General features: G+C 69.8%; 20 protein-coding genes and 1 riboswitch. Of the genes, 14 read left to right on the top strand and 6 right to left on the bottom strand.

Features of this window, described 5'->3' with window-relative positions; all coding sequences use genetic code 11:
• Window positions 1–315 precede the first annotated feature (315 nt).
• The 4 genes from QMO76_RS32185 to QMO76_RS32170 all read right to left on the bottom strand — a co-directional run bounded on the left by QMO76_RS32185 (window position 316) and on the right by QMO76_RS32170 (window position 4968).
• Entirely contained in the window at window positions 316–2517 is a 2202-nt protein-coding gene (locus QMO76_RS32185) for an AAA family ATPase (RefSeq protein ID WP_306365132.1), read from the bottom strand.
• A gap of 367 nt (window positions 2518–2884) precedes the next feature.
• The gene (pssA, locus tag QMO76_RS32180) at window positions 2885–3784 is read right to left on the bottom strand and encodes a CDP-diacylglycerol--serine O-phosphatidyltransferase (protein WP_306365131.1); all 900 of its coding nucleotides are present in this window, start codon (window positions 3782–3784) and stop codon (window positions 2885–2887) included.
• A complete protein-coding gene (locus QMO76_RS32175; protein ID WP_306365188.1) occupies window positions 3784–4500 on the bottom strand; it encodes a phosphatidylserine decarboxylase in 717 nt (238 codons plus the stop codon). Before QMO76_RS32175 ends, pssA begins: the two co-directional genes overlap by 1 nt.
• Window positions 4501–4695: 195 nt before the next feature.
• Window positions 4696–4968 carry a GlsB/YeaQ/YmgE family stress response membrane protein gene (locus QMO76_RS32170; protein ID WP_029932953.1) on the bottom strand — a complete coding sequence of 91 codons (273 nt, stop codon included), beginning with the start codon at window positions 4966–4968 and terminating at the stop codon, window positions 4696–4698.
• Window positions 4969–5178: 210 nt separating this feature from the next.
• Between QMO76_RS32170 and QMO76_RS32165 the strand changes: the two genes are divergently transcribed.
• Window positions 5179–6207 carry a beta-ketoacyl-ACP synthase III gene (locus QMO76_RS32165; RefSeq protein WP_306365130.1) on the top strand — a complete coding sequence of 343 codons (1029 nt, stop codon included), beginning with the start codon at window positions 5179–5181 and terminating at the stop codon, window positions 6205–6207.
• Between the two features lie 79 nt (window positions 6208–6286).
• Here the strand turns inward: QMO76_RS32165 and QMO76_RS32160 are convergent, their stop codons facing one another.
• On the bottom strand, window positions 6287–6979 hold the full coding sequence (locus QMO76_RS32160) for an SIMPL domain-containing protein (RefSeq protein ID WP_372342133.1): 693 nt from the start codon (window positions 6977–6979) through the stop codon (window positions 6287–6289).
• A 51-nt stretch (window positions 6980–7030) separates the two neighbouring features.
• Window positions 7031–7480: an SRPBCC family protein gene (locus tag QMO76_RS32155; RefSeq protein WP_306365128.1), complete on the bottom strand. Its 450-nt coding sequence runs from the start codon at window positions 7478–7480 to the stop codon at window positions 7031–7033.
• A 213-nt stretch (window positions 7481–7693) separates the two neighbouring features.
• Between QMO76_RS32155 and QMO76_RS32150 the strand changes: the two genes are divergently transcribed.
• The 13 genes from QMO76_RS32150 to QMO76_RS32090 all read left to right on the top strand — a co-directional run bounded on the left by QMO76_RS32150 (window position 7694) and on the right by QMO76_RS32090 (window position 22571).
• A complete protein-coding gene (locus QMO76_RS32150) occupies window positions 7694–7876 on the top strand; it encodes a hypothetical protein (protein ID WP_306365127.1) in 183 nt (60 codons plus the stop codon).
• Window positions 7877–7928: 52 nt separating this feature from the next.
• Window positions 7929–9602, top strand: a complete 1674-nt coding sequence (locus QMO76_RS32145; protein ID WP_306365126.1) for an FAD-dependent oxidoreductase — start codon at window positions 7929–7931, stop codon at window positions 9600–9602.
• Between the two features lie 9 nt (window positions 9603–9611).
• The gene (locus QMO76_RS32140) at window positions 9612–11084 is read left to right on the top strand and encodes an ATP-binding protein (RefSeq protein ID WP_306365125.1); all 1473 of its coding nucleotides are present in this window, start codon (window positions 9612–9614) and stop codon (window positions 11082–11084) included.
• Entirely contained in the window at window positions 11084–11437 is a 354-nt protein-coding gene (locus QMO76_RS32135) for a UBP-type zinc finger domain-containing protein (protein WP_029932947.1), read from the top strand. The genes QMO76_RS32140 and QMO76_RS32135 overlap by 1 nt, the downstream gene beginning before the upstream one ends.
• Before the next feature lie 313 nt (window positions 11438–11750).
• The gene (locus QMO76_RS32130) at window positions 11751–12725 is read left to right on the top strand and encodes a helix-turn-helix domain-containing protein (RefSeq protein ID WP_306365124.1); all 975 of its coding nucleotides are present in this window, start codon (window positions 11751–11753) and stop codon (window positions 12723–12725) included.
• A 122-nt stretch (window positions 12726–12847) separates the two neighbouring features.
• The gene (locus QMO76_RS32125; protein ID WP_306365123.1) at window positions 12848–13279 is read left to right on the top strand and encodes a hypothetical protein; all 432 of its coding nucleotides are present in this window, start codon (window positions 12848–12850) and stop codon (window positions 13277–13279) included.
• A gap of 332 nt (window positions 13280–13611) precedes the next feature.
• Complete coding sequence (locus QMO76_RS32120; RefSeq protein WP_306365122.1) at window positions 13612–14502, top strand: RNA polymerase sigma-70 factor; 891 nt, start codon at window positions 13612–13614, stop codon at window positions 14500–14502.
• Window positions 14503–14597: 95 nt separating this feature from the next.
• Window positions 14598–15683, top strand: a complete 1086-nt coding sequence (locus QMO76_RS32115) for an NAD(P)/FAD-dependent oxidoreductase (RefSeq protein ID WP_306365121.1) — start codon at window positions 14598–14600, stop codon at window positions 15681–15683.
• 224 nt (window positions 15684–15907) lie between these two features.
• Complete coding sequence (locus QMO76_RS32110; RefSeq protein WP_306365120.1) at window positions 15908–16639, top strand: Clp protease N-terminal domain-containing protein; 732 nt, start codon at window positions 15908–15910, stop codon at window positions 16637–16639.
• A 37-nt stretch (window positions 16640–16676) separates the two neighbouring features.
• Window positions 16677–16763: riboswitch (ZMP/ZTP riboswitch) on the top strand.
• Window positions 16764–16791: 28 nt separating this feature from the next.
• Window positions 16792–18270: a glycine hydroxymethyltransferase gene (locus QMO76_RS32105; protein WP_306365119.1), complete on the top strand. Its 1479-nt coding sequence runs from the start codon at window positions 16792–16794 to the stop codon at window positions 18268–18270.
• Between the two features lie 167 nt (window positions 18271–18437).
• Entirely contained in the window at window positions 18438–20060 is a 1623-nt protein-coding gene (gene groL, locus QMO76_RS32100; RefSeq protein WP_306365118.1) for a chaperonin GroEL, read from the top strand.
• Window positions 20061–20236: 176 nt separating this feature from the next.
• Window positions 20237–21166 carry an NAD-dependent epimerase/dehydratase family protein gene (locus QMO76_RS32095; protein WP_306365117.1) on the top strand — a complete coding sequence of 310 codons (930 nt, stop codon included), beginning with the start codon at window positions 20237–20239 and terminating at the stop codon, window positions 21164–21166.
• A gap of 205 nt (window positions 21167–21371) precedes the next feature.
• Entirely contained in the window at window positions 21372–22571 is a 1200-nt protein-coding gene (locus QMO76_RS32090; RefSeq protein ID WP_306365116.1) for a hypothetical protein, read from the top strand.
• The last annotated feature ends 289 nt before the right edge of the window (window positions 22572–22860 follow it).

Below are 22860 nucleotides of genomic sequence, written 5' to 3'. Positions count from 1 at the left end.
CCGCTATCTGATACGCCTTCACCAGGCTGAAATTACCTTTGTGCGGGCTACTCGCCACTCCGACTCGCCCTGACGAAATTGTTAGCTGGATGAATTCCACCGCGGTGACTCGGCGGCTGTATAGCGTTCAACCGCATTATCCGTGCGGGGTCGCCGCGGATTTTCGGGGCGTGTCCCCGCGGCTGTTCAGCGCTGCCGCCCGCCCGCCGATGGGGGTTTTCCCAGCCCGGGTCCTGCGTGCTCCAAGCGGTCGCGACCGTGAGCGTGCTGGCCGGGAAGTGCCGGGCCGTGGCCGCTGGCCGAGAGCGCTGCGTCTCAGCCCGCGGAGGCGCGCTGGGCCGCGAATCGGCGTAGCGACTCCACCTGGAGCGGATCCAGCGACGGCCGCACCGCCGCCCGCGCGGCCATGACGTCGGCCGAGGTCACATCGGCGGCCAGCACATCGCGGCGCATGGCGGCCAGCGCCGCCTCCCGCAGCAGCGCCGCGCAGTCGGCGGCGGAGTAGCCGTCCAGTTCGGCGGCCAGGGTGCGCAGGTCGACACCGGGTGCCAGCGGTACGGATTTGGCCGCGGTGCGCAGGATCTCGGCGCGGGCGGCGGCGTCCGGCGGCGGCACGAACACCAGCTTCTCCAGGCGGCCGGGCCGGGTGAGCGCCGGATCGATGAGGTCCGGGCGGTTGGTCGCGCCGACCACCACCACGTCGCGCAGCGGTTCCACCCCGTCCATCTCGGTGAGCAGCGCCGCCACCACCCGGTCGGTCACGCCCGAATCGCTGCTCTGGCCGCGCCGGGGCGCGAGGGAATCGATCTCGTCCAGGAAGATGAGTGCCGGGGCGGAGTCGCGGGCGCGCTGGAACAGTTCCCGCACGGCGCGCTCGGAGGAGCCGACCCACTTGTCCATGAGTTCGGCGCCCTTCACCGCCTGCACGCTCAGCTGGCCGGTTCCGGCCAGCGCGCGGACGAGGAAGGTCTTGCCGCAGCCGGGCGGCCCGTACAGCAGCACCCCGCGCGGCGGGTCGATGCCGAGGCGGGCGAAGGAATCCGGATGCCGCAGCGGCCACAGCACCGCCTCGGTGAGCGCCTGCTTGGTCTCCTTCATATCGCCCACATCGTCGAGGCTCAGGCTGCCGATGGCCAATTCCTCCGCGCCCGAGCGCGACAGCGGCCGGATCACCTCCAGCGCACCGGCCAGATCGTCCTGGACCAGCACCGGGTCGGATTGCTCGCGGCTGGCCCGCGACGCCGCCCGCAGCGCCGCCTCGCGCACCAGCGCGGCCAGGTCCGCCACCACGAATCCGGGTGTGCGCGCGGCGATCTCGTCCAGCTTCAGTCCGTCGGTCGGCACCTTGCGCAGCAGTTGTTCGAGCAGGGCGGTGCGCACCGCGGCGGTCGGCAGCGGCAGTGCCAGCTCGCGATCGCACAGATCGGGTGCCCGCAGCCGCGCGTCCACGCCGCCCGGATGGGCCGTGGTCGCCAGCAGCGCCACCGCGGGCGCGGCCACCGCCGCCCGCAGCTGGTCGAGAATCAGGGTGGCGACCGGTTCCGCATCGGCGGGCAGCAGCGCGTCGATATCGCTGATGAGCAGCACGCCGCCCGCGCCCGAACAGAGTTCGGCGACCGCCATGCCCACCTCGCGCAGCCGGGTGCCGCTCTCGGTCGCTCCGACCGACGGGCCGTCCAACTCCACCACCCGCCGCTGCGCGCACACCGCCCGCGCCAGCGCCGATTTGCCCACCCCGGCGGGACCCGAGATGAGGACACCGAGATGCGCTGGGGCCCCGAGTGTTTTGAGCAGCTCCGGCTCGTCCAGGGCGAGATTCAGCCATTCGGTGAGCTTGGCCGCCTGGGTCTGCACCCCGGCCAGATCGGCCACCGGGATCACCGGGGCCGGACCGGTCTGCGGTACGCGCCCGTAGTCCGCGCCGCCGTCGCTGATGGACAGCGGCCGGTCGGTGGCCGCCACTCCCGGTCCCCACACCACCGCGCTGTTGGGTTGCACGCTCACCGGCCCCGGTGACGGATCGGTGGCGGTCACCGTCAGCAGCTCGGAGGTCCAGGCCACCCCGAACGTGCGCGAGAGCGCCTGTGTCGCAGCCGAAGTGCTGGTTCCCGGCCCCAGGTCGCGGGGCAGCAGCGACACCGTGTCCCCGACCGTCACCACCTTCCCCAGCAGCGCCTGCCGCAGTGTCGTTTCGGGAATGGTGCCCGCCGCCAGTGCCGACCCCATGACCGAGATCTGCTTGGCCCCGTACACGGTCACCGGTGAGATCACCACCGTCGCGCTCTCCCGCACCCCCGCGTTCGACAGCGTCACGTCATCGAGCAGCGCCACCCCCGCGGGCGTACCCGCCGGTGCCACGGCCACCACCGCGGCCGTGCGCCGCGCCCCCATCAACGCGATCCCGTCCCACTCCCGCAATCCCAGCGCCGCCAGTGCCTCGGCATGCAATCGCACCAATCCCCGGCGCGCATCCGCGGCAGACGTATTGAGGCGAGCGGTCAAAGCGAGTTCAGGCACGCCCCCCATTGTGCCTGCCGCGCCTCGCCCCGCGACCGCCACCGAAATTCCGCACCTCTTCCGTAATTCCCGCACGGCCTTCCAGGACCGGTCCGCCTTCGGGCCGCGTTACCCCGTGCGGGACCGATCGGTGACCGTCGCCGACGATCCCGGGAACCGCTGCTCCCAATCGTCGATGCGCCCTGGCTGCGCCGCTCCAACCCGTACTGCCGCCGCCGGGGCGACCGACTTCGCCGCCGCGCCGCTGGTCCGCGCCACGCTCGGTCGCGTGTTCGTCACTGGGGTGCGTGCCGACCGGATCAGAGACGACGAAGCCGCGCGGTATCGCCTACCGCGCGGCTCCGGTCCGGTTTCGATCGGAGGTGACTCAGTGCTTGATGTCCTCCGGGTAGCGCTGGCGGGTGCCCGGGCGGCGCAGGCGCAGCCGAGCCGAGGAGACGCGGCCGGTGGGGCGGGTGCGGCGCTGGGCCTTGCGCTGGGCCCGGCGCTCGGCGGGCTTGTGGTGCCACGTCTCCGGGCGCGCGGCCACCCAGCGGGCCGAACGCACCGCGAACGGGATGTGCGCGAGGTAGATGGTGACCAGGCCCATCATGAGGATGAGCGGGTAGGTGACCAGCAGGGCGGCGGCCAGGGCCACCAGCACCAGCAGGATCGGCGCGGTCCGCGGGGCGACCGACACCGATTTGATCGCCAGCGTCGGCAGCGTGCTCACGCACAGCAGGCCGGTGATGACCGTCCACACCGCCACCGCCGGGAAACTCACCCACCAGCCGTCGCCGAACTGCTCCGCCAGCGCGATGGGCAGCAGCACGATGAGCGCACCCGCCGGTGCGGGCACGCCGGTGAAGTACTCCCGCTGCCAGTCCGGACGATTGTCGTCGTCCATCAGCGTGTTGAACCGCGCCAGCCGCAGCACCATGCACACCGCGAACATGAGCGCCAGAATCCAGCCCACGCTGTCGGCGTGCAGGAAGGTCACGTACAGCACCAGTGCGGGCGCGACGCCGAAGGCGATGGCGTCGGACAGCGAATCCAGTTCCGCGCCCATCTTGGTGGTGGCGTCCAGCATGCGGGCGATGCGGCCGTCCAGCATGTCGAAGATGGCGGCCGCGCCGACCAGCGCGAGCGCGATGCCGAGTTTGCCCTCGATGCCGAACTTCACCGCCGACAGACCCGAGCACAGTCCGAGAATGGTGACCATCGACGGCAGCAGCCGGACGGTGCGGCGGCGGCGATCCTTCTCGGGCGCGGGCGCGAGCTGCTCCATCACGAATCCAGTTCGGCCAGCACCGTTTCCGCACCGATGGTGCGTTGGCCCGGAGTGACCAGCGGGCGCGTCCCGGCGGGGAAGTAGGTGTCCACGCGGGAGCCGAAGCGGATCAGTCCGTAGGTGTCACCGATATTCAGCTTGTCGCCGGCCCTGGCCTCGCACACGATGCGCCGCGCCAGCAGTCCGGCGATCTGCACGACCACGAGCCGCTGACCGTTCTCGGTCTCGAGCACCATGGAGTTGCGCTCGTTGGCGTCGCTGGCCTCGGGCAGATCGGCGGAGCGGAATTCGCCCTTCTGGTAGGCGATCTCGGTGACCACGCCGCTGACCGGCACCCGTTGCACATGCACGTCCAGCACCGACAGGAAGATGCTCACCCGGGGCAGCGGCGCATCGCCCAGCCCCAGTTCGGCGGGCGGCACGGCGGTGTCGACCAGTGCGACCTCACCGTCGGCGGGGGCGACGACCACCCCGGCCCGGTTCGGCGGCACCCGGTGCGGGTGGCGGAAGAAGGTGGCGCAGGCCGCGGCGGCCGCGAGTCCCGTGCGGCGCACCCACTTCTTGCGGTATCCGAGCGCGGCTACCGCCAGCGGGGCCGCCACGAACGGCAGTCCGGCGGGGTGCAGCGGCGGAATCGCGGCGCGCACCAGATCGGCCACGTGGGCGAGGCCGGTGCGTTCGGGGGTGCCGGGCGGGGTGGGACGGCGGGCCACAAGCTCCTCTTTCATGCGCGGATGGGTGCGGTCAGGGACCGCGCTCACACCTTACGGGAACGTGGCTCACCGCCGGCGTCCTCGGGCGGGTACGGGCCGGAAATCGCATGGCGTTCCGCGATCGTCCGCGTTTCGGGGACGTGCGAGGGCACCGGTGCGGCCCGAGGCCGCCCGGTGCCCTGTGAGGTCCGGACCTCAGACTCCGGCGCGGCGGCCGGTTACCAGGCTCACCAGCCAGAGCAGGAGGACCGCGCCGCCGAGGCAGGTGAGGAAGCTGAAGATCAACCCGGCGCCCTCCACGTCCACGCCGAAGAGCTTGAGAATGAAGCCGCCGAGCAGACCGCCGATCACGCCAACGACGATATTGAGCAGAATGCCCTGTTGAGCATCGGTCTTCATGATCTTGCTGGCGATCCATCCGGCGAGGCCGCCGATGATGATCCAGCCGATGATGCCGAGGCCGAGCATGCTGTCCTCCCTTGTCCGAGGAACGGTGTGAGCCCCGCCGACTTTCGGCGAGACGCACTTGGCAATACCCCTCGATTGTGAGAATACGCACTCGCGGAGGACTATGTTCCGATTAATATGAGGAAGCCTCATGTCTACGGCGTCGTGTAGGCCATGACCGTGGGGGACCGGATGAAGGACAGCTCGACGCGCAGTACAAAGGGGAAGAATATGGCGGCCCGACTTGCCTCGATTCGAGGGGCGGAGCACACCGCGATCCTTGGGCTCGGCGTCTATCGCCCGGCTCGGGTCGTCACCAACGACGAGGTCGCGGGACCGATCGACTCCAGTGACGACTGGATTCGCACCCGCTCGGGCATCAAGACCCGCCGTTTCGCCGGGGATGACGAGACGGTCAAGAGCATGAGCGTGGCGGCCGGCCGCGACGCCATCGAGGCCGCCGAGATCGAGGCCGCCGAGATCGACTGCGTCATCGTCGCCACCTCCACCTGGCTGCTGCTCACCCCGGCCGCCGCCCCGCAGGTCGCCACCGAACTCGGCATCACCGGGGCCGCCGCCTTCGACGTCTCCGCCGGATGCGCCGGGTTCTGCCACGCACTGGCCATGGCGTCGGATCTGGTCAAGGGCGGTACCGCGCGGCACGTGCTGGTGGTCGGCGTCGAGAAGCTCACCGACACCGTCAACCCCAAGGATCGGGGCACCGCCTTCCTGTTCGCCGACGGCGCGGGCGCGGTGGTGGTCGGTCCGTCCGAGGAGCCCGGCATCGCGCCCACGATCTGGGGTTCGGACGGCACCCAGCACCACGCCATCCGCCAGGACAAGGACTGGATCGAGTTCTTCCGCGAGATCGACGAGCAGGGCACCGACGCGGTGCGCCCGTACCTCGCGATGGAGGGGACGGCCGTGTTCCGCTGGGCCGCGCACTCCCTGGAGAAGGTGTGCCGCGACGCGGTGGAGGCCGCCGGAATCACCGTCGACGAACTGGACGCCATGATCCCGCACCAGGCCAACGGCCGGATCATCGAGATCATGGCGCGGGTGCTGAAGCTGCCGGAGAGCTGCGCGCTGGCCAATGACATCTCCGAGACCGGCAATACCTCGGCCGCCTCGATCCCGCTGGCCATGGAGCAGCTGTTGCGCAACGGCGACGCCAAGCCGGGCGGCACCGCCCTGCTCATCGCCTTCGGCGCGGGCCTGTCCTACGCCGCGCAGGTCGTGACGCTGCCCGACTGGAAATAGGAGTGTTCGGGTGCCCCGCACCCGAACCCCCGGCGGCAGGTTCCCTCGCGGTCGACTCCGCGGTGGATCGGATTCGGGCCTACTTCAGGTTCCAGGTGACGTTCACGGTGAACGTCACCGTCTGCTGGCCCGGTTCCAGGCTGAATTCCGGCGACGCCGCATCCGCCCGCATCGGTCCCGGCGGGTAGTTGGCGCTGCTGTCCTCGGTGATCGTCTCGACGTCGCCGAGTTTCAGTCCGGCCAGGTCGGCGTACTGCTGGGCGCGGGATTTGGCGTCGGCGAACGCGCGGGCCCGGGCGTCCTCGAGCAGTTCGGTGTTGTCCGACAGATCGAACGACACATTGCTGATGCGAGTGTCGTTGCCCCCGGCATCGACCCCCGCGTCGAGCACGGCCGAGGCCTTGTCGAGGTCGCGCACCACGACGTGCACGGAATTGGTGGCGCGGTATCCGGTGATGACGCGGCCTTCGGATCCGTACTCCGGCTGTACCGACAGCTCGCTGGTCTGGATGTCCTCGCGTGCCACCCCCGCTTCCACCATGGCGTCGGTCATGGCCTTCGCCTTGGCGTTCACGCCGTCCACGGCGGCGGAGACGTCGCCCGCCTTCACCTGCGCGCCGAGATCGGCGTTCAGCACGTCGGGCGCGCCGCGAACCTGCCCGGTACCCACGACCGTGACGTCGCGGTCGTGGTCGGATCCCGCGCTGCCGCAGCCGGTGAGCAGCAGCGCGACGCCGGTGGCCGCGGCGCAGATGCCTGTCATTCGTCGCATGGCAGCGAACCTACGCATCGCGCGGCCGTCGCGCCGGTAGAAACGCGACTGTCAGCGCTCGACAGTGTTCTTGATTTTGCCGAGGGTTTCGTTCATGCCGCGCACCAGCGCCTCCTCGAAAGGCTGTTCACCGCCCATGGCGGCATTGATGGAGGTGCGGGAGAACCAGGTGGTGCCGTTCGGGCAGTCGCGCCGCTGGACGAGCCGGGTGCCGGTGTCGGTGGGTTCGAGGGTGAAGCTCCAGATGGTGCGGTTCTCGTTGACCTTGAAGGCGATGGCGCGATTCGGCTCGTAGCGGACCACCCGGGAGGTGGTCGGCCAGAACTTGTTGCCGTCCCGATTGATATTGATGGTCCAGGTGCCGGTCTTGATCCCGCCGATCGGCTGCATGCGCACGCACTGCGGGCTGAACTCCGGCATCCGCTTCAGATCCGAGACGACGGCCCAGACCGTGTCCGGTGACGCGGCGATGTCGATGGTGGCTTCGAGATTCTTCGGCAACGCTGCCTCCGGGAGATGTAACGAGGGGTATCAGCAATCCTAGAGCCCGATGCTGTGGCGAACGCAATCGAACATGTGGCCGAACACTGAAAATCAACTAGATCACATTCCGGTGCGGTGGCGGCGACACCCGTAATAGCCAGCGCACAATGTCCTATAGACGAAGCAAGACACTGCCTCCAGCTTCCCGAACGAAACGTGAGGTGATCGGCCGTGAATCTGCGCTCGCTTCTTCATCGCAGGCAGGCACACAAGGGGGTCCCCCTGCTTCCCAACCCCGACGACGAACAAGCGCGATCCGCGCCCGCGCCCCGGTCCAAGCCGCCGAACGAGGAGCGACTGGAACGACTGCTCACCCAGTCCGAGCTGGATCTCGTGCATCAGCACCGGATTTGAGCCCGTGGTGAACAACTCGGCCGTATTCGACCGTGCCATCCATACTCGTTAGGTGACCTCACCTGCTGCCGTGAAACCGGCCATTCTCAGCGTGGACGACGATCCGGGCGTCTCGCGCGCGGTGGTTCGCGATCTGCGTCGCCGCTACGGGGCGGAGTACCGGATCCTGCGGGCGGAGTCGGGGGCGGCCGCGCTCGACGCGCTGCGGGAGATGAAGCTGCGCGGTCAGCCGGTCGCCGTCCTCATCGCCGACTACCGCATGCCGGGTATGGACGGCATCGAATTCCTCGAGCAGGCCATGGACCTGCATCCGCACGCTCGGCGCGTGCTGCTCACCGCCTACGCCGACACCAATGCCGCCATCGAAGCCATCAATGTGGTCGATCTCGACCACTACCTGCTCAAGCCCTGGGATCCACCGGAGGAGAAGCTCTACCCGGTGATCGACGCCCTGCTGGAGGCGTGGCGCGGCGACATCCACCGGCCGGTCACCGAGACCAAGGTGGTCGGCCACCGCTGGTCGGCGCGCTGTTCGCAGGTGCGGGAGTTCCTGGCGCGCAATCAGCTGCCGTATCGCTGGTATCTGGCCGACGAACCGGAGGGGTCGCGCCTGCTGGCGGCGGCCGGGGCCACCGAGGACCAGTGCCCGGTCGTCATCAATCCGGCCGGTGAGGCGCTGCTGGAACCGAGCGACGCGCAGCTGGCAGCGAGCGTGGGCCTGAATACCGACCCATCCGGCGAGTTCTACGACCTCATCGTGGTCGGCGGCGGCCCGGCCGGTCTCGGCGCGGCCGTCTACGGCGCGTCCGAGGGCCTGCGCACGGTGCTGGTGGAGCGCACCGCCACCGGCGGCCAGGCCGGACAGAGCTCGCGCATCGAGAACTACCTGGGCTTCCCGGACGGACTCTCGGGCGCGCAGCTGGCCGATCGGGCGCGACGGCAGGCCGTCAAGTTCGGCGCCGAACTGGTGACCGCCCGTGAGGTGCACTCGCTGGAGGCCTGCGGTTCGGCGCGGGTGGTGAAGTTCGCCGACGGCGGGCACATCGCCGGGCACGCGGTGCTCATCGCCACGGGCGTGAACTACCGGCACCATCCCGCCCCCGGCGTGGACGACTTCACCGGCCGCGGCGTGTACTACGGCTCGGCCATGACCGAGGCGGCCGACTGCGCCGACCGCGACGTCTACATCGTGGGCGGCGCGAATTCGGCGGGCCAGGCGGCGGTGTTCCTGGCACGCAACGCCCGCACCGTGCACATCCTGGTGCGGGCGGCGTCGCTGGAGGCGTCCATGTCGCACTACCTGATCCAGCAGATCGAGCAGATCCCGAATATCAGGGTGCACACCCGCACCGAGGTGGTGTCCGCCGACGGCGACGACCACCTGGAACGGATCGTGCTGCGCGACAACACCACCGGGGTGGAGGAGAAGGTCGACGCGGAACGGCTGTTCCTGTTCATCGGCGCCGCACCGGAAACCGATTGGCTCGACGGCACCGTCACCCGCGACACCGCCGGTTACGTGGTGGCCGGACCCGACCTGATGGTGGAAGGCGAACGGCCCGCGGGATGGGAGCTACCCCGTCCCCCAGGGCATTTGGAGACCAGCGTGCCCGGGGTGTTCGTCGCCGGCGACGTGCGGTCGGAGTCGGCGAAGCGGGTGGCCTCGGCGGTGGGCGAGGGCGCGATGGCCGTCATGCTGGTCCACCGCTACCTGGCGAAACAGTAGGAGGCCGCGATGGGTGACCGATTGATCTGCGACCCCGACGAATTGAAGGAGCTGTTCCTCTTCGAGAAGCTCGACGACGAACAGCTGGCGTGGCTGTGCCGAGACGGCCGGGTAGAACGCTTCGAACCGGGGCTGGTGTTCCGCGAGGGCGATCCGGCCACCTGCTTCTACGTCCTCATGGAGGGCGAGGTCGTGCTGACCAAGATGTCGGGCGGCGAGGAGATCGAGTTGGTGCGCACCGACCACCACGGCTCCTACGCGGGCGCGTGGTCGGCGTACATGGGCGACAAGGTCGACCAGAACTACACCGGCTCCTTCTATGTCACCCGGCCGTCGACCTTCTTCGTGCTGGACGCGGGCACCTTCGCGCGCATGGTCCAGACCTGGTTCCCCATGGCGCTGCACCTGCTCGAGGGCGTGTTCTTCGGCAACCGCAATGCCAACGAGCGGGTGGGCCAGCGGGAGCGGCTGCTCGCCCTCGGCTCGCTGTCGGCGGGGCTGACCCACGAGCTGAACAATCCCGCCGCGGCGGCCGTGCGGGCCACCTCCTCGCTGCGGGAGCGGGTGGCCGGGATGCGGCACAAGCTGAAGATGATGGCGCACGGCAAATTCGACTCCCAGACGCTCGAGTCGCTGGTGCAGTTGCAGGAGGAGGCGGCCGCGCAGGTCGGCAAGGCTCCCACCCTGACCCCACTGGAGGCCGCCGACCGCGAGGACGAACTCGGTGACTGGCTGGCGGACCACGGCATCGCCGACGGCTGGGATATCGCCCCCACCTTCGTGCAGGCCGGATTCGACATCGACTGGCTGGAGAAGGTGCACGGCACCCTGACCGAATGCTCCGACGGCGTGTTCGAGGGCGCGATCCGCTGGCTCAACTACACGGTCGAGACCGAGCTGCTCATGAACGAGATCGCCGATTCCACCACGCGCATCTCGTCGCTGGTGAACGCCGCCAAGCAGTACTCGCAGATGGACCGCGCCCCGTTCCAGGTGGTCGACATCCACGAACTGCTCGACAGCACGCTGGTCATGCTGGGCCGCAAGATCGGCGACCACATCGAGGTGGTCAAGGAGTACGACCATGCCCTGCCGCCGGTGCCCTGCTACGCCGCCGAACTGAATCAGGTGTGGACCAACCTGATCGACAACGCCATCGCCGCCATGCGGGGGCGGGGCACGCTCACGGTGCGGACATATCGTGAGAACGATTGCGCCGTAGTGGAAATCGGCGACACCGGGCCGGGGGTGCCGGATGAGATCAAGCACCGGATCTTCGAACCGTTCTTCACCACCAAACCGGTGGGCGAGGGCACCGGCCTGGGCTTGGACATCTCCTTCCGCATCGTGGTGAACAAGCACGGCGGCGATATCCGCGTCGTATCCGAACCCGGCGACACCCGTTTCATCGTCCGTCTGCCGCTGACGCCGCCCACGGGTGCGGAGGTCGCCGCGGCACAACCCGAAACCGGAGGTGAGTGATGTCGGAGCAGATCCAGGGCATCGATCCCGCGGTCGCCCCCAGCGGCCCCGGCTGCGTGGAATGCGATGCGGCGCAGGGCTGGTGGGTGCATCTGCGGCGCTGTGCCCAGTGCGGTCACGTCGGTTGTTGCGACAGTTCGCCGTCGCGGCACGCCACCGCGCACTACCGGTCGACCGGCCACCCGTTCGTGCAGAGCTACGAACCGGGCGAGGACTGGTACTGGAATTACGCCACCGGTGAGATGTACGGCGAGGGTCCGGAACTGGCCGCGCCGACACACCATCCGGCGGATCAGCCGGTGCCGGGCCCCCGCGACCGTGTGCCCGCGGACTGGCGGAGCCGGTTGAACTGAGACATCCCGAGGAACGACAGCCGAGGAACCGAGGAGTCTCCCGCTCGCGGTCTCGGCGGGCGGGACCGCGTGTCACAGGTGTGGACAACGTCGTCCGGCGGGTGCGACAGGCGGTCCCCGGGGGGTTGCCCGCGACATTCGTATCCGAGCAGCGAGCGGGAGTCTTTCCTCACCAGCCAGCAAAGGAGCCGGTTTCGCAACCCTAGATCGACCGCGCGAACGATAATCGACCGTGCGCGCCCAGTATTGGGCCCACAGTGCACGATCGGCCGGTGGCGGTGTGGACCGCCACGCTCGTTCGCGGAGGTTCACCGTGGTAGTGCTGCTCGACACCGACGGCATAGAGCCGGACCAGCGGGTGGAGAGGGCGAGGGAGACGGTGCGGGCCATCGCCGGTCCGCAAGACGTGCTGCCCGAACAGTCCGACGGACCGATGTCCGCATATCTGGAGGCATGGGAGCTGGGCGGTATCGGGCTGTATCAGGCGCGCAGCTCCGCGCTGCGGCTGGTGCGCACCGAGCGGCACGTTCGCTGTGAGCCGGCCCCGACGTTGGGTTTCGTCGTGGGGCAGGCCGCCATCGAACATCGCTGCGACACGACGACAGAGGTGGTTTCCGAGGGCGCACTGTGCCTCTTGGATCTCAATGCCCCCTACGAACTGGCCTGGCGGGAGCGCGGGTTGACGGCTCTGCTGCTGCCGCTGGATGCGCTGGCCCTGCCGTTCGAGGTGATCCGCACCGCCATGCGCCGGGCTCCGGCCAGTCCGCTCTATCCGCTGGTCCGCGCACACACCATGATGCTGGCGGCTTCCGCCGAGGCGCTCGCGGCCGATCTGGCGGTGCGGGAAACCGCCAGTGCCACAGTGGAGTTGGCCCGCGCGCTGCTGACCTCGGCGGCCGGTGTCACCGCCGGTGACGGGGGTGCGGTACCGGCCGCGCTCCTGCTCGGCCGCATCCGCGAGTACGTGCGAGATCATCTGGCCGATCCGCTGTTGGGCGCGGAATCCATCGCCCGGGCGCACAGTATCTCGGTGCGCTACCTGTACAAGCTGTGTGCCGGAGCGGATCTCAGCCTGGAGCAGTGGATCATCGCGGAGCGGCTGGAGCGGGTGCGCGCCGATCTCGCGCGACCCGAGTACGCGCATCGGTCGATCGGTCTCGTCGCGAGTGCGTGGGGCTTCCGGGACGCGTCGCATTTCGCGCGCCGGTTCCGCGCGGCGTACGGCATGACGCCGCGGGAATGGCGGCGGTCGGCGGCGGGCTCCTGTTCGCCGGCGAATGGCCGGTGACCTGTAGCGACCGTCCTGTTCGCTGGTCCCCTCCCGGGCGGAGCGTCCACCCGGTACGCTGCTGCGAGCGTCGGGCAGGTCCGGCGTTCTGAACTGCACTCGGAGAGCTCGGAAAGCACGGTATGAAGCGAATGTCGGTTGTCGCCTGCGTGTTCGGCGCGCTGGCGCTGGGACTATCCGGCTGTGGGTCGGATGAATCGAGTGATGTGAGCGGACTCGGCCGAGCGGCGACGTCCACCACGACCGCGGCCGAGACGACCGCGGCACCCACCACTACCTCCTTCACCTACGTGGAACCGCCCGCGACCGCACCCACCGCCCCGGCCGCGGCCAAGCAGAGCACCGCCGACGGTGCGCACACCACCTGCGGCCAGTTCCGCGACCTCACCGACGACACCCAGAAAGAGGTCATCGACCAGGTCCTCGCCGCCCATCCCGGCTCCCAGCTGGAGGGCAGCCCCAACATGGCCCTCGGCACCGCCAAACTCGCCTGCCTCGCCAGCTCCTACACCGACACCCCGGTCGCCGTTGCCATCCGGGTCGCCGCGGAGTAACCGCCCGCGCGGGGGTGTTGCCCGGTCGCGCCGGTAGGACTTCGGCCGACCTGCCCATCCGCCGTCGGCATCGCACGCCGGGCGGGTCGCTGTGCACCCGTGCGTCCCGGCACCGGTGGCGAGGCGGCATCCTTCGTCGGCGTCCGCGCCGGGTGGCGAGTACGCCCCGGCGGTCGCTTCGGGACGCGTCCGCGTCGACCGAATCGAGGTACCGCGGCGGGACGCACCCGGCGGCGGTCCCGGTCCCGTGGTGCGGCGGGCGCGTTCCGGCCGCGGCCGTGCGGCTGGGCGTAATGTCCGGATGCGATCGATGATGTGAGGTGGGTGGTCGCGTGGACGCCGAAGGGCTGGCGGAGTTCGAGCGGCAGCGCGGGCGGCTGTTCGCGCTCGCGTACCGCATGCTGGGGTCGGCGAGCGAGGCCGAGGACGCGGTGCAGGAGACGTATCTGCGCTGGGACGCCGCCGATCGCACCGCCGTCCGCGCCGCCGAGGCGTGGCTCACCACCGTGGTGGTGAACCTGTGCCGCACCTGGCTGGATTCGGCACGGGCCCGCCGCGAGACCTACGTGGGTCCGTGGATTCCCGAGCCGGTGCACACCGGGGGCGGGGAACTCGGTCCGCTGGAGTCGGCGGAGCAGCGCGAGCTGGTATCGCTGGCCTTCCTCACCATGTTGGAGCGGTTGACGCCCGCCGAGCGCGCGGTCTTCGTGCTGCGGGAGGCGTTCGGCTATCCGCACCGCGAGATCGCCGAGATGCTCGAGCTCACCGAAGCCAACTCGCAGCAGCTCTACCGGCGCGCCGCCCAGCGGGTGCGGGAGCAGCGGCCGCGCTTCGCCGCCGCCCCCGGTCAGGTGCGAGAGTTGTTGTCCCGCTTCCTCGCCGCGGCCCGCTCCGGTGACGTGGCCGCCCTGGAGAGCCTGTTCGCCGCCGATATCGTGTCGGTGGCCGACGGCGGCGGCAAGGTCAGCGCCGCGCGCCGGCCGATCGTGGGCGCATCGCGGGTGGCCCGCTACATCCTCGGCCTGATGGCCCAGGAGATCGAGGGCCTGACGATCGGCATCGAGGAGGTGAACGGCATCGCGGCCGTGGTGGTTCGGGTCGACGGCGTGGTGCTGCTGGTGCTCGGGGCGGATGTGTCCGAGGAGCGGATCCATGCCCTTCGTCTCGTGCTGAACCCCGACAAGCTGGCGTATTTCCGGCGTGCGGATCCGGTGTCGCCCTAGCCGAGGCACGTGACGCGGCACACGGTCCGGGACTGTCAGGGATCGCGCCGCTATCCGGTCTGGAGGGTGTCGGCCCTTCGAAAGGAGTCACCCTCATGACCGGAACACATCGCATCGTCGTACTCGGCGCGGGCTACGCGGGGCTGTCCGCGGCCAAGCGGGCGGCGCGCATCCGCGCCGCGCGGGTCACGGTGATCGACCCCCGCGCCGAATTCGTGGAACGCGTCCGCCTGCACCAGCTGCTGGCGGGCCAGGCGGTGCCGCGCTGGGAGCTGCGGGAACGGCTGGAGCGCAAGGGCATCGAGTTCCTGCGGGCCCGCGCCACGACGATCGACGCCGACGCCCGGACGGTGCGTGTGGACACCGGCGCGGAGATCGCTTACGACTCGCTGATCTACGCCCTCGGCAGCGTCGCCGACACCCGCACCGTGCCCGGCGTCGCCGAGTATGCCCACACCGTGGCGACACCCGAGGACACCGCCCGCATACCCGCGCTCACCGGCCGGGTGGCCGTGGTGGGTGGCGGTTCCACCGGTATCGAGGTGGCCGCCGAACTGGCCGAGGCGAATCCGGATCTCGACCTCACGCTGGTGTCGGCCGAGGAGCCCGCCGCATGGCTCTCCGACCGCGCCCGGACCCATGTGGCGGCGGTCCTGGATCGGCTCGGCGTCCGGGTCCGTTCCGGCGTCAAGGTCGTCGCGGTCACCGGCACCGGCCTGGAGCTGGCCGACGGCGAGCGCCTCGATGCCGAAACCGTGTTGTGGACAACCGGTTTCGCGGTCCCCGACCTGGCCGCCGCCTCCGGTCTGGCCGTCGATCCCCGGGGCCGCGTCCGGACCGACGCCACCCTGCGCTCACGCTCGCACCCGGGCGTCTACGCCGCGGGCGATGCCGCCGTCATCGCGGGCCCGGGTGACCGCGATCTCCGCATGGCCTGCGCCACCGCCCTCCCGACGGGCAAGCACGCCGCCGCCTCGGTCGCGGCCGCGATCGCCGGAAACACCCCCGCGCCCTTGAAATTCCGCTATCAGCTCCAATGCCTGAGCCTCGGCCGCCGAGACGGCGTCATCCAATTCCTCGACCCCGACGACACTCCCGCCCGCCGCGTCCTCACCGGCCGCCTCGCCGCCCGCGTCAAGGAATCGATCGTCCGCTTCGCCGCCTCCGCCGCCCGCCCGTAACCGCGAACGGCACCCGCGGGGCGACGGCGACCCCGAGCCGGGCGATCGGCCGGGACCCGCCACCAGTGCCCGCCGCTCCCGGATTCGGTCACGCCTCCGGTGAGCAGGCGGGCGGTGCCGGACCGCACCGCGAGAACATCGCCGATGGCAGCGGAGCGTTCGCCATCGACGAAATCGTCAACGATTGGTTGACTGACTCGGTTGAGTCAACCTATCGTTGACGCATGACGCACTCGCTCCGCCTCGATGATCTGATCGACGGCATCAAGAAGGCCCGCCCCGACAATGTGCTGGAACAGCTCACCGACGCGGTCGTCGTCGGCGGGCATCTCGACGAACTCGCCGATCACCTGATCGGTCACTTCGTGGATCAGGCCCGCCGCTCCGGCGCATCCTGGACCGATATCGGCGCCAGTATGGGCGTCACCAAACAGGCCGCTCAGAAACGCTTCGTCCCCAAGGCTCCCGGCGACCCGGCCGACGCCGCGACCATGGACCCCAATGCGGGCTTCGCCAAGTTCACCCCCCGCGCTCGCGCCGTGGTGGTGGCCGCGCAGGAGGAGGCTCGCGCCCGCGGCAATGCCGAGATCACCACCGCGCATCTGCTGCTGGGCCTGCTCAGCGAGCCGGACGGACTCGCGGTGCAGGCGATCATCGCCAAGGGCGTCTCGGTGGACGCCGTGCGCCGGGTGGCCGAGGGCGCGGTGCCGACGCCGTCGGGCGCGGAGGTGCCCGCGCTGGTGCCCTTCGACGCGCAGGCCAAGAAGTCGCTGGAGCTGACCTTCCGGCAGGCGCTGCGCATGGGGCACAACTACATCGGCACCGAACACATCCTGCTGGCGATGCTGGAGCTTGAGGACGGGTCGGGTCTGCTGTCCGGCCTCGGCCTGGACAAGGAGTCCATCGAGGCGGATATCACCGCCCTGCTCGAATCGATCATGGCGACGAAGAAATAGGTACCGACCAGGTTCGGCGGCAGGCCGGGTAGGCTTGCCGACGGGCCGTGACTGGCGCGCTGGGATGGGAACGACCATCGGGGAGCGGCCTGTGAACGAAGTGCCGTGCGCCTGGGCCACGGTGACCGTTCCCACCCGACCCGGAGGCCCTCATGACCCAGCAGCCCGTTTCCCCGGAATCCCCGTCCCCGGAGTCCCTGTCGCCGGAGTCCACGGCGTACCGCGCCGCACTGGACGTCATCCGCGCCGTCGAGCCGCGCGTCGCCGACGCCATCGGCCAGGAACTCCACGATCAGCGCGAGATGCTCAAGCTCATCGCGTCGGAGAACTACGCCTCCCCGGCCACCCTGCTGGCGATGGGCAACTGGTTCAGCGACAAGTACGCCGAGGGCACCATCGGCCGCCGCTTCTACGCGGGCTGCCGCAATGTGGACACCGTCGAGTCACTGGCCGCCGAGCACGCCAAGGAACTCTTCGGCGCGCGGCACGCCTATGTGCAGCCGCATTCCGGAATCGACGCCAATCTGGTCGCCTTCTGGTCGATTCTGGCGCAGCGGGTGGAGGCTCCCGCGCTGGAACGGGTGGGTGTGCGGCAGGTCAACGACCTGTCCGAGGCCGATTGGGCCGCATTGCGCGGGGCGTTCGGCAATCAGCGCATGCTCGGCATGTCGCTGGACGCGGGCGGGCATCTCACTCACGGTTTCCGCCCGAACATCTCGGGCAAGATGTTCGAACAGCGCTCCTACGGCACCGATCCGGCCACCGGCCTGCTCGACTACGAGGCGGTGCGCGCCACCGCCCGCGAGTTCCGGCCGCTGATCATCGTGGCGGGCTACTCCGCGTATCCGCGGCTGGTGAACTTCCGCATCATGCGCGAGATCGCCGACGAGGTCGACGCCACGCTCATGGTCGATATGGCGCATTTCGCCGGTCTGGTCGCGGGCAAGGTGCTGACCGGTGATTTCGACCCGGTGCCGCACGCCCAGATCGTCACGACCACCACCCACAAGTCGCTGCGCGGTCCGCGCGGCGGCATGGTGCTGTGCGACGACTCGCTGCGCGATCAGGTCGACCGCGGCTGCCCGATGGTGCTGGGCGGTCCGCTCCCGCACGTCATGGCGGCCAAGGCCGTCGCGCTCGCCGAGGCCCGCCGCCCCGAGTTCCGCGACTACGCCCAGCGCATCGTCGACAATGCCCGCGCGCTGGCAGAGGGCCTCGGGCGTCGCGGCGCGACCCTGGTGACCGGCGGCACCGACAATCACCTCAACCTCATCGACGTCGCGTCCTCCTTCGGTCTGACCGGCCGTCAGGCGGAGGCCGCCCTGCTCGATTCGGGCATCGTCACCAACCGCAACGCCATCCCGTCCGACCCCAACGGCGCCTGGTACACCTCGGGTATCCGCATCGGCACCCCCGCCCTGACCACCCGCGGCCTGGGTGCGGCCGAGATGGACGAGATCGCCGCTCTGATCGACCGCGTCCTCACCGCCGCCGAACCCGGCACCACCGGCAAGGGGGTCCCGTCCAAGGCGCAGCACGTGCTGGAACCGAAGGTCGCCGAGGAGATCTCGCAGCGGGCCGCGGACCTGCTCGCGGGCTTCCCGCTCTACCCGGCCATCGATCTCGGCTGACCTTGCACTCGACACCTGTGAGTGCTAAAAAGGGCTTTGGCACTCGCGACCTGTGAGTGCCAGGTCAGAACGGTGAGGCCGGGACTCACACATCCCCTGGTCGTCCGTCGCGGGCACCGAGCCTGGCCAGATCGTGTCAATCCCCTGATCTGGAGGATCTCAACGCAATGGCCAAGACAATTGCGTACGACGAAGAGGCTCGCCGGGGTCTCGAGCGGGGGCTGAACGCCCTCGCGGACGCTGTCAAGGTGACGCTGGGCCCCAAGGGCCGCAACGTCGTGCTCGAGAAGAAGTGGGGCGCCCCCACCATCACCAACGATGGTGTCTCGATCGCGAAGGAGATCGAGCTCGAGGATCCGTACGAGAAGATCGGCGCCGAGCTCGTCAAGGAAGTCGCCAAGAAGACCGACGACGTCGCGGGTGACGGCACCACCACCGCGACCGTCCTCGCCCAGGCGCTGGTGCGCGAGGGCCTGCGCAATGTCGCGGCCGGCGCGAACCCGCTGGGCCTGAAGCGCGGCATCGAGAAGGCCGTCGAGGCCGTCACCGCCAAGCTGCTCGACGTCGCCAAGGAGGTCGAGACCAAGGAGCAGATCGCCGCCACCGCCGGTATCTCGGCGGGCGACTCGTCCATCGGTGAGCTGATCGCCGAGGCCATGGACAAGGTCGGCAAGGAAGGCGTCATCACCGTCGAGGAGAGCAACACCTTCGGTCTCCAGCTGGAGCTGACCGAGGGCATGCGCTTCGACAAGGGCTACATCTCGGGCTACTTCGTCACCGACCCGGAGCGTCAGGAAGCGGTCCTCGAGGATCCGTACATCCTGCTGGTCGGCTCGAAGATCTCGACCGTCAAAGATCTCCTGCCTCTGCTCGAAAAAGTCATCCAGGCCGGCAAGCCGCTGCTGATCATCGCCGAGGACGTCGAGGGCGAGGCCCTGTCGACCCTGGTCGTGAACAAGATCCGCGGCACCTTCAAGTCCGTCGCCGTGAAGGCCCCGGGCTTCGGTGACCGTCGCAAGGCCATGCTGGCCGATATCGCCATCCTCACCGGTGGCGAGGTCATCAGCGAAGAGGTCGGCCTCTCCCTGGAGACCGCCGGTCTGGAGCTGCTGGGCCAGGCCCGCAAGGTCGTCATCACCAAGGACGAGACCACCATCGTCGAGGGCGCCGGCGACGAGGAGGCCATCAAGGGCCGCGTCGCGCAGATCCGCACCGAGATCGAGAACTCGGACTCCGACTACGACCGCGAGAAGCTGCAGGAGCGCCTGGCCAAGCTGGCCGGCGGTGTCGCGGTGATCAAGGCGGGCGCGGCCACCGAGGTCGAGCTCAAGGAGCGCAAGCACCGCATCGAGGACGCCGTCCGCAACGCGAAGGCCGCCGTCGAGGAGGGCATCGTCGCCGGTGGTGGCGTTGCCCTGCTGCAGTCGGCTCCGGCCCTGGACGGTCTGTCCCTGTCGGGTGACGAGGCCACCGGCGCGAACATCGTCCGCGTCGCGCTGTCCGCCCCCCTGAAGCAGATCGCCTTCAACGCGGGCCTGGAGCCCGGCGTCGTCGCCGAGAAGGTCTCGAACCTCCCGGCGGGCCACGGCCTGAACGCCGACTCGGGCGAGTACGTCGACCTGCTGGCCGCCGGCGTCGCCGACCCGGTCAAGGTCACCCGCTCGGCGCTGCAGAACGCGGCCTCCATCGCGGCCCTGTTCCTCACCACCGAGGCCGTCGTCGCCGACAAGCCGGAGAAGGCGGCCCCGGCCGCCGATCCGACCGGCGGCATGGGCGGCATGGACTTCTGAGTCCTGCCTTCCGGCAACGGGTTTCGAACAACCGAAGGCCGATCACCCACCGGGTGGTCGGCCTTCGGGCCGTTCGGCCCCACTGCCGCCGTGCGGGATGCGTCCGACCCGCTCCGGCTCTACTGTCGTGGTGTCACGCATGAGTGGTTACGCCAGTGGAACAGGATCGAGGACCCATGTCCCTGCACGTCGTCATCGGAGCCGGCCCCGTGGGAGCGGCCACCGCATTACTGCTGGCCGAGCGGGGTGACGAGGTCCGGCTGCTGACTCGCAGCGGGTCCGGACCCGAGCATGCGCGCGTCCGGCGCCTGCGCGTCGACGCGGCCGATGCCGCCGCGCTGGCGGAACACTGCGCGGGGGCGACCGCGATCCACCAGTGCGCCGGACTGCCGTACGCCCGGTGGGCCACCGACTTCCCGCCGCTCAACGCCGCCGCGATCGGCGCCGCGGAATCCTCCGGCGCGGTGCTCGTCACCGCCGGAAACCTGTACGGATACGGCGAATTCGACGGTCCGGTCACCGAATCGCAACCGCTGCGGCCCAATTCGTCGAAGGGGAGGGTGCGGGCCGAACTCTGGGAGGCGGCGCTGGCGGCGCACCGGGCGGGACGCATCCGCACCGCCGAGGTGCGGGGGTCCGACTATCTCGGCGCGGGCGCGAAGTCGACGTTCACCGAGGTCGTCCTGTCCGCCGTCACCGCGGGCCGGACCGCCTTGTTCCCCGGCGACCCGGATGCCCCGCACAGCTGGACCGCCGTCGAGGATGTGGCCCGCACCCTCGTCGCGGTGGCCGCTGACGAGTCGGCCTGGGGCCGGGCCTGGCACGTGCCCACCGCGGACCCGATCTCGGTGCGCGCCCTCGCCGAGCTGGCCACCACTCTCGCGGGCGCGTCGCCGGCGCGCGTGCGCCGGATGCCGTCGGCCCTGCTGTGGGCCGCCGGTCTCTTCGATGCCGACGCTCGGGAGATCCGCGAACTGCGCTACCAGTTCGACCGCCCGTTCGTGCTGGACTCAACGGCCGCGACCAAGGAGTTCGGCATCGAGCCGACGCCGACCCGGGAAGCACTGCGGGCCACGCTCGATACCCGCGACGCCGCCATCACATAGCGATGCCACCGCGTGGACGACGCCACCGCGTGGACTGGCAGCGCAATGAACGACGCCACCGCGTAGCGGAACCCCGCGTGCCGAATACCGCCCCGCCGTCCGGCAACGCGTCGGTTTCCGCCGCGCGAGGCCGGGTAGCTCGATGGTGGGTGATGCGATGCCATCGCCCACCTCCTTCCGCCACCGACGTACAGAGGGGTTGCCGATGTTGACGCGTTCGGATCTGTCGCAGCTCATCGAGGCCGCGCCCGATCGCGGTGTCTCGATCTTCCTGCCGACGCATCGGGGCGGCAGGGAGACCAGGCAGGACCCGATTCGCCTGCGTGACCTGCTGGATGAGGCGCGGGAGAAGCTCATCGCCGCCGGTATGTCCGCGGCCGACGCGGACGCGCTGCTGTGCCCGGCCGCCGCGCTGCGCGACGACTACGACTTCTGGCAGCACCAGAGCGACGGACTGGCGCTGTTCCTCGATGCCGACGGGTTGCGTGTGTACAAGGTGCCCCTGTCCCTCGAGCCGCGGACCCATGTGGGTCCGGAATTCTCGGTCAAACCGCTGCTGCCGCTGTTCGCCGCGGACGGCGGCTTCCATATCCTCGCCGTGACCGCGCATACGGCCCGCCTGTTAGACGCCACCCGGCACACCGTGGACGAGGACCACGACGTGGAGTTTCCCGCCGATGTCGCGGAGACGGCGGGGGAGAACGACTACCAGGGTCCGATCCAGGGCAGCCCGGCGTCGCGGCCGCGGACCGGTCGACCGATCGCGGCCCGGACCCAGGTCTACGGTGACGCCCCACCCGAATGGCGCAAGGCGGGGCTCGAGCAGTACGCGGGAGCCGTGGCCACCGCCGTCGCGCAACGCATCGCCGACGACCGGTTGCCGCTGGTGCTCGTCGGCGACGCCGAACTGACGGGCCACATCCGCAAGAACCCGAGGCTGTCCGGGCGGATCACGGGCACGGTCGAGACGAATCCGGAAGCCCTCGACGACGGGAACCTGCACGCGCGGGCGTACGAGATCGTCCGGCCCGCCTTCGACGGCAGCCGGGACGAGGCGCTGCACCGGGCGGCCGAACTGATCGGCCAGGGCAGTCCGCGGGCGGTGACCGCCATCGGCGATGTGGTGCGCAGCGCGTATCGCGGCCGGGTCGACACGCTGTTGCTCGCGGCCGACGCGACCGTGCCGGGGTGGTACGACGTCTCCTCCGACGCGGTGCTCATGATGGCCGACCCGGCTCATCCGGACGCGGATCTGACCGAGGCCGCCGCCGTGCGCACGCTCACCGATGACGGCAGCGTCTATCTCGTCGAGTCGGAACGCTTGGCGGGACTGCTGGAGGGCACCGAGATAACCGGGCCGGTGGGGGAGAAGGCACCGGAGTTCGCGGCGATCCTGCGCTACTGAGTGGATGGCTCCCGAGTCGATCCGGCAGCAATAAAGGCGACCGGTCGCATTAATACGCGAGTTGTCGAGCGGTTCGACGCGACAGGATGCAAGAAGGCGAACGCGTGAACGCAGAATTGGGCCTCTGACCAGGCGATTTGACACTGCATTCGCGGACACGTAACTTATTCCAGGTCAGAGCGACACGGACACCGACCAGGGGCCGAGACGCCGAGCCGAAAGGTTCAGCGAAGCCCCTCGGAAACGAGGTTGTACGAGGAGCGCCTGATGATCACACGAGCTCGACCTG

This window comes from Nocardia sp. CC227C, from assembly GCF_030767025.1.
In the GTDB taxonomy this organism is placed as follows: Bacteria; Actinomycetota; Actinomycetes; order Mycobacteriales; family Mycobacteriaceae; genus Nocardia.
The sequence above is the reverse complement of the archived record's forward strand: the minus strand, read 5'-3'. Positions and strand labels throughout refer to the sequence as shown.